The 5,572-nt window shown below is 56.8% G+C and carries 6 protein-coding genes; all 6 read right to left on the reverse strand.

Annotated features, from left to right (window positions below; genetic code table 11):
* Window positions 1-584: 584 nt before the first annotated feature.
* The 6 genes from EOA60_RS16365 to EOA60_RS16390 all read right to left on the reverse strand — a co-directional run bounded on the left by EOA60_RS16365 (window position 585) and on the right by EOA60_RS16390 (window position 5,138).
* Complete coding sequence (locus EOA60_RS16365; RefSeq protein WP_128311607.1) at window positions 585-1,652, reverse strand: EscU/YscU/HrcU family type III secretion system export apparatus switch protein; 1,068 nt, start codon at window positions 1,650-1,652, stop codon at window positions 585-587.
* The gene (gene sctT, locus EOA60_RS16370) at window positions 1,649-2,446 is read right to left on the reverse strand and encodes a type III secretion system export apparatus subunit SctT (RefSeq protein WP_281060749.1); all 798 of its coding nucleotides are present in this window, start codon (window positions 2,444-2,446) and stop codon (window positions 1,649-1,651) included. The genes EOA60_RS16365 and sctT overlap by 4 nt, the downstream gene beginning before the upstream one ends.
* Before the next feature lie 100 nt (window positions 2,447-2,546).
* Window positions 2,547-2,810 (reverse strand): type III secretion system export apparatus subunit SctS, encoded by a 264-nt coding sequence (gene sctS / locus EOA60_RS16375; protein ID WP_127336011.1) that lies wholly within the window; start codon window positions 2,808-2,810, stop codon window positions 2,547-2,549.
* A complete protein-coding gene (gene sctR, locus EOA60_RS16380; protein WP_281060748.1) occupies window positions 2,810-3,460 on the reverse strand; it encodes a type III secretion system export apparatus subunit SctR in 651 nt (216 codons plus the stop codon). The genes sctS and sctR overlap by 1 nt, the downstream gene beginning before the upstream one ends.
* Window positions 3,461-3,468: 8 nt before the next feature.
* Window positions 3,469-4,458: a type III secretion system cytoplasmic ring protein SctQ gene (gene sctQ, locus EOA60_RS16385; protein WP_127336009.1), complete on the reverse strand. Its 990-nt coding sequence runs from the start codon at window positions 4,456-4,458 to the stop codon at window positions 3,469-3,471.
* Window positions 4,455-5,138, reverse strand: a complete 684-nt coding sequence (locus EOA60_RS16390; protein WP_127336008.1) for a hypothetical protein — start codon at window positions 5,136-5,138, stop codon at window positions 4,455-4,457. The genes sctQ and EOA60_RS16390 overlap by 4 nt, the downstream gene beginning before the upstream one ends.
* Between the last annotated feature and the right edge of the window lie 434 nt (window positions 5,139-5,572).

The raw sequence follows: 5,572 nt of genomic DNA on the forward strand, positions 1-5,572 counted from the left end.
GGATCACTGCGCTGCGGCATCAATTTCGTCGACGAGCCGCACGAGAATCTGCGCCGCGGTCTTTAGAGATCGCAAATCAACGCGCTCCTCAGCCATGCTATGAACAGAATTAACGGCGCCTCGCCATAGAACGCGACGTTCACTATGTGGGGCAGCGCACGATCTCGGCGTACCGCTGTGAGAGCGGCCGCGGCGGTACCCTTGCGGTTGAGCGGCGGGCCAACCTCTATCCTTCTGGATCCCGGCGGCAGCCCACCGCAGGCTGTCGGGGCACGGACTTTCGCGCCAGCCGATTTGCCATTCCGCGGCTGGCAGTGCCAGATTGCGTAGATCCACATTTTTTCAACCATCTAAGGACACGGCGCTTGCTCCTATTTGAAGCTACATCTGGGCAACACGCCATCGAACCGAACGGCGCCCGCGGGCAGCGCTCATCCCTTCCAACGCGTCAAACAGATGTCGGTCGATAAATCTATTATAAGATCATTGCATACGCGAAAAATATAAGACGGATATGCGCACATATGAAATAAATATGGATGCTTCGCAGAGTAATCGCCGCCGGTCGATAGTGGTATTTTCGGTCAGCTGAAACGGGGACCAACGCCGGCTTCGGTTGCCAGATTACCAAGCGCTCGGAGAACCTCTGCAACAGGTACGAGTAGATGTGATGGAATATACTCGTCTACTCGGCCGTGCTTCAGCAGCGCCTGAGCCAGCGGAACGTTTCGCATCACCGGCACAGCGGTAGCCACCGCAGCGTCGATCATATCCTGCGCCGTGAGGTCGGTACCGACGGCACTGATCAGGGGCAAGGGGGTCTGCTGCCGATTGTAATAAATCGCCACGGCAACATGTGTCGGATTGGTGATCAAGACGGTCGCCCTGCGCGACTGATCGATCATACCCTTGGAGAGCAACTCCATGTGGAGTTGTTTACGATGCGCTATAAGTGTGGGGGCACCGTTTTCCTCCTTGTATTCCCGCTTCACCTCAGCCTTTGACATCATATTTCTCTTCGTGAATTGCCAACGCTGGAATGCAAAGTGCGCAATTGCCACCATCAGTAAACTCAATGCCGCATAGACGGCGATACCGAGCAGCAGGCTGCCTGTCACCGACCGTAGGCAACGTATACCGCAACTCGGCGTCCAGACGAGCGCACGCATACCTTCGCGCAGCACGAGCAGCAGAACCGAGCCGATCACCAGAATCTTTCCGATCGACTTGCCCAATTCGATGCAATTCCCGAGCGAAACGATCCTCTTGGCGTTTTCGCTGGGGCTGAGATGCTTCAGTGCCGGGGCGGCCGCCTGGGGCGAGAATATCAGGCCATTCTGTAAGACGTTGGCTCCTACGCCGATCACCAGAACGATGCCGACGAAGGGCGCGAGCATACGCTGTAGTTCGCTAATGTAGGATTGCAGGAGCTGTTGAGTGACGCTCAGGACGTCACCTTCGAGAAGCGGAATAGGCGTCAGGATCATTGCCTCGAGCCGGTCTATCATACCGGGCAAGGAGGCAAAGAACAGTGCGAAGAACGCAATGGTCAGTGCCGCGGATACGACTTCATTGCTCTGCGCGACCTGCCCCTTCCTGCGCAGGTCGCGCACCCGTTTGGGAGTAGGCTTTTCGGTCTTTTCGCCACTCATGACAACCACTTGGCGACAAGGTTGAAAATCACGACCCGTGACGGCACGTATTGATCGGCCTCAGCCAGAACGATCGTGAGTGAAAGGACTAAGAGCAGGAGGGCTACCGCACTCTTGACCGACATGGCGATAAAGAAGACCTGCAATTGTGGTACGAAGCGGGCGATCAGTGCCAGACCCAATTCGCTGAGGAACATAGCAACGATGGCTGGACCGGCCAGAAGCAAAGTCAGTAGCATGATGACATCTGCGAGATGCAAGACCCCAGTGACGAATGCCGGACCGAAAGCAGGTTGCAAGCTCCATAGAGGCCAGACGTCATGGGAGCGATAGAGCGCTTCGATCAATGCGGAGAAGCCGCCGGAGGCAAACAGCCATGTGGCGAAGAGTTGGGCGAGCAGCGTTCCAAGCGGCGAGACCTGATTGCCGCTCGCCGGATTCAAGAGACTCACCATTTCGGCGCCTCTGTGGTTGTCAATGAAGGTGCCCGCGGCCTCAACACCCCAGATGGTCGCAGCTATTGGCATGCCGAGTAGGATCCCGAGCAAGAGTTCCTTCAGCCCCAAGCCCAGGAACAGCTTCAGCTGCCAGATATCGAGGTTCGCAGGCTTAGTTGCCCAAGCATGCGCCATCACCGGGAGGCTCAACGCCATGATCGCACCGTTCCGCGCCATTCCAGTCACAATGCCTCGCCCTAGAATGGGTACAATCAACATCATGCCCGTCGTACGCGTCGTAGCCAGAGCAAAAACGGCAAGGGCGGTATGCAAGAGAGACGGATCAAGTAGCGGCATGAGACGGACTGTTGAGGTGTTCAAGACCTGCTGGCCGGTACAGCCTTCATAGTCGCTGCGAGATAGCAGATCGATTGAGTATATTCTCGCGGCGTTGCATTTACATCGCTCCAATCTTGTCAAAGATGTTTTGCATATATTGATACAGCTCGCCGCTGATCCAGCTCCCAGTTGCCAGCAGAGTCAGGCTCACGCATATGAGTTTCACGGCGAATGGAAGTGTCTGCTCATGAACTTGGGTCAAGGCCTGCACCACGCTAACAACCAGCCCGACCGCCGTGGCGACGACGATCGTAGGCATCGACAGGACCAGAGTCAGTTTCAGCGCGTCGATGGCGATGTTGGCGAGGCTGGCTGTGCTCATCATCGTGGTACCGCATAGGACAAGACCAGACCGTGGATCAGGCGCTGCCATCCATTCACAGAGACGAACAAGAACAGCTTGAAGGGCAGGGAGATAGTCATCGGCGAAACCATCATCATACCCATCGCCAGAAGGATATTCGAAATGACAAGGTCGATGATGATGAAAGGCAGGAACAGCAGGAAACCTATCTTGAACGCGTCCGCCAACTCGGATGTGATGAATGCTGGGATTAAAATCACAAAATCGCTATCAGTGACCGCATCTGCGTCTCCTTTGCTCCATAGTTCACGGGTCGCATTGGCGAAGAATTGCCGTTCCTGTCGCGACGTGTTCTTCAGGAGAAAATTGCGAAAGGGCTCTATAGCAACCGGTATCGTTTCGACGAGCTCACGGAGATCTTCGAACGCGATCTCCTTGTGGCGCATTGCTTCATATGCGTTCTTGGCTGCTGGCTGCATGATATATACGGAGAGCAGGATGGCGACCGCATTTAGCGCCATGTTCGGCGGAATGTTTTGAATACCGAGAGCATTTCGGATCAGCCCGAATACAACCACGAGCTTGACGTACGACGTGACGGTGATGGCAAGGAAGGGGACGACCGCGAGCGCGCCGATCAAGGCGATCATCGCGACGGGATCAGGCAACCCGGTATTCATGACCCGGCGCGTTGTAGGCGGATGTCTGCGACACTCACACCTGTCCGATCGGCGATGCGCACCAACTCGCCCGTAGCGATCACCCGGCCATTGACTCGCAAAGTGACATTGGTCGTGGCGTCGAAACCAAGATCCAGTACCTGACCCACAGCCAGTTCACGCAGTTGTTTGAGCGACATGATCAGGCGTCCGACTTCCACATCGACCGGTAGGTCGATGCTGTCGAAGGTTTCCGGCGGGAGAGGGTCTGGTTTTTCCATCACGTGGTCCACTGCTGAGAGGACTGTCAGGCGGCCGTCCATGATCGAGGCGCGAAATCGTGAATTGCCAGGAAGGCACAGTAGAACCGTCATCACGCCGTCACGAGCGACTGGTGAGCCGTCGAGCAGGACCACGTCGCCCGGCGCGAGCGCCTGTAGTTCGGCCAAGGTAAGGCTTGCGCGAGCGGCTCTCAGATAGAGAGAGAGGGCCAGATCATCGAGGACTGCACACACAACCGGCAGCACATCGCAGCAGTAGCCGGCGATCCATTCGAGCCCGCCGGCATCGAATTCCACTAACCCGAGGACTTTGGCTGGACCGTCCAGGCGAACAAGCCCAATTGCGTAGGGAAGCGCTCGGGCAATTTCAGACGAGGACCAGGTGGGCCGCTGGCCGCACCATCGTTCCACCTGAATCGCTACATCCCGTAGGACGATGTCAAACAGGATCTCCCGCAAGCCGTCATCCGGTGGCAGCGCCGTGATGTCTGGCCAATGCGTCACCGCTATGGACGGAAGGAGAGTCGAGTCGATCGCGACGCCAATATCGTGGCCGTGTAGGCGTACCATGAACCGGCGGCAATCCACTGGAACGTCCGGTGGTGTCGCATCGGGCATGATGGCTGCCACGTTGATGCCGGCGAGGTTGAAAGTGGCCGGCAAGCGAGTTGCAAGAAGCGAAATGTTGGCGGCCTCTCTCGAACTATAGCAACGAAGATCGATCACGTGCCCTTCCCGACTGCATAATGAAGAACTGGCTCGATCCGGTGAGACCCTCGGTTGTTGTCCTGTTCCTTCGGAGTTGAACTGTGGGTACTCACCGCAACCAGAATCCGCATCCCGAGCCGAGCGGACAAATCGCGAGCAAAGGCATAGCCCTGGAACTGCAGGAGGGCCCAAAGGCGCTCGGATTCGATGAATACTCGCAAGGTATCATGCCGAAAGCTGATGGTCACTTGCGCATCGCCGAGCAACTCCCCCCGAAGCACGATTTGTACCGTGCTGTTGTCGACCTCGTCTGCGCCCACCAAAATGCGATGAGCTATCGCGTCCGCAAATTTGACGACTATGGCTGATCCTGGCGGCGCTCCCTGCTCGCTCGCTTCCTCAATATCGAGACGGTTTCTTAGGATGGCGGCGCTGTGCGAAGTGTGTCCAGGGAAATGGAGCATGTTTTGACGAGCCGGCGACCCGGCGCTGCGTTCTTCCGACTTAAGCTCGTGGCTGCCGAGACCCTGGCCTGGCGTGTCCTCGAATGACCCGCACCCATCCAAATTCCTCTCATTGAGCATTTGCGAGAACCGCTCGCTGTCCAAGAGGCGAGCGCACCGCGGCGCGGCAACCCGCCCGGCGGCCAGGGCGGAACAGTGATACTCAGTGACGGCCGACATCGCAGCATAGCTCACTGGCGTGCACCTTCGCATTGGGTCGACAACCAACGATGCGGATGACCGTCGCAGTGGAACAGATTAACCCAGTATACATACGCTGAAGAAACTCCTTTGGAACCTCATTCGCGAGGTCGGGAAGCTGCCAAAATGACTCGATCGGTTCGGACGCGCTGCTGACGCAACGGTTCCACTGAAATCCTTCCCGTCACGGCGACGACGTCCCCAAGTCACTTTAGTGGCGAGGAAGAGGCATTCGCTCAATCGTTGAACTGTCGTTTACATTCCAATCTACTCAACGCGGGCCAGAAGCAAATACCGTGTCGATATTGGGTCATCTGCCTTTCTTATGAATGAGCTCTGGCAAACGTCTGCTCTCGGCGCTTGAAAGGGCGGTGGCCGCTCTTCAACTCGTCTTCATGTATTCATGACTCCGTCACACAATATTCGGT

Source organism: Mesorhizobium sp. M1A.F.Ca.IN.020.06.1.1, assembly GCF_004023265.1.
Classification (GTDB): domain Bacteria; phylum Pseudomonadota; class Alphaproteobacteria; order Rhizobiales; family Rhizobiaceae; genus Mesorhizobium.

Bases quoted from the DNA above. Each gene is read 5' to 3' on its own strand.
- EOA60_RS16365 (WP_128311607.1), bottom strand. From the start codon at position 1,652: ATGAGTGGCGAAAAGACCGAAAAGCCTACTCCCAAACGGGTGCGCGAC.
- sctT (WP_281060749.1), bottom strand. From the start codon at position 2,446: ATGCCGCTACTTGATCCGTCTCTCTTGCATACCGCCCTTGCCGTTTTT.
- sctS (WP_127336011.1), bottom strand. From the start codon at position 2,810: ATGAGCACAGCCAGCCTCGCCAACATCGCCATCGACGCGCTGAAACTG.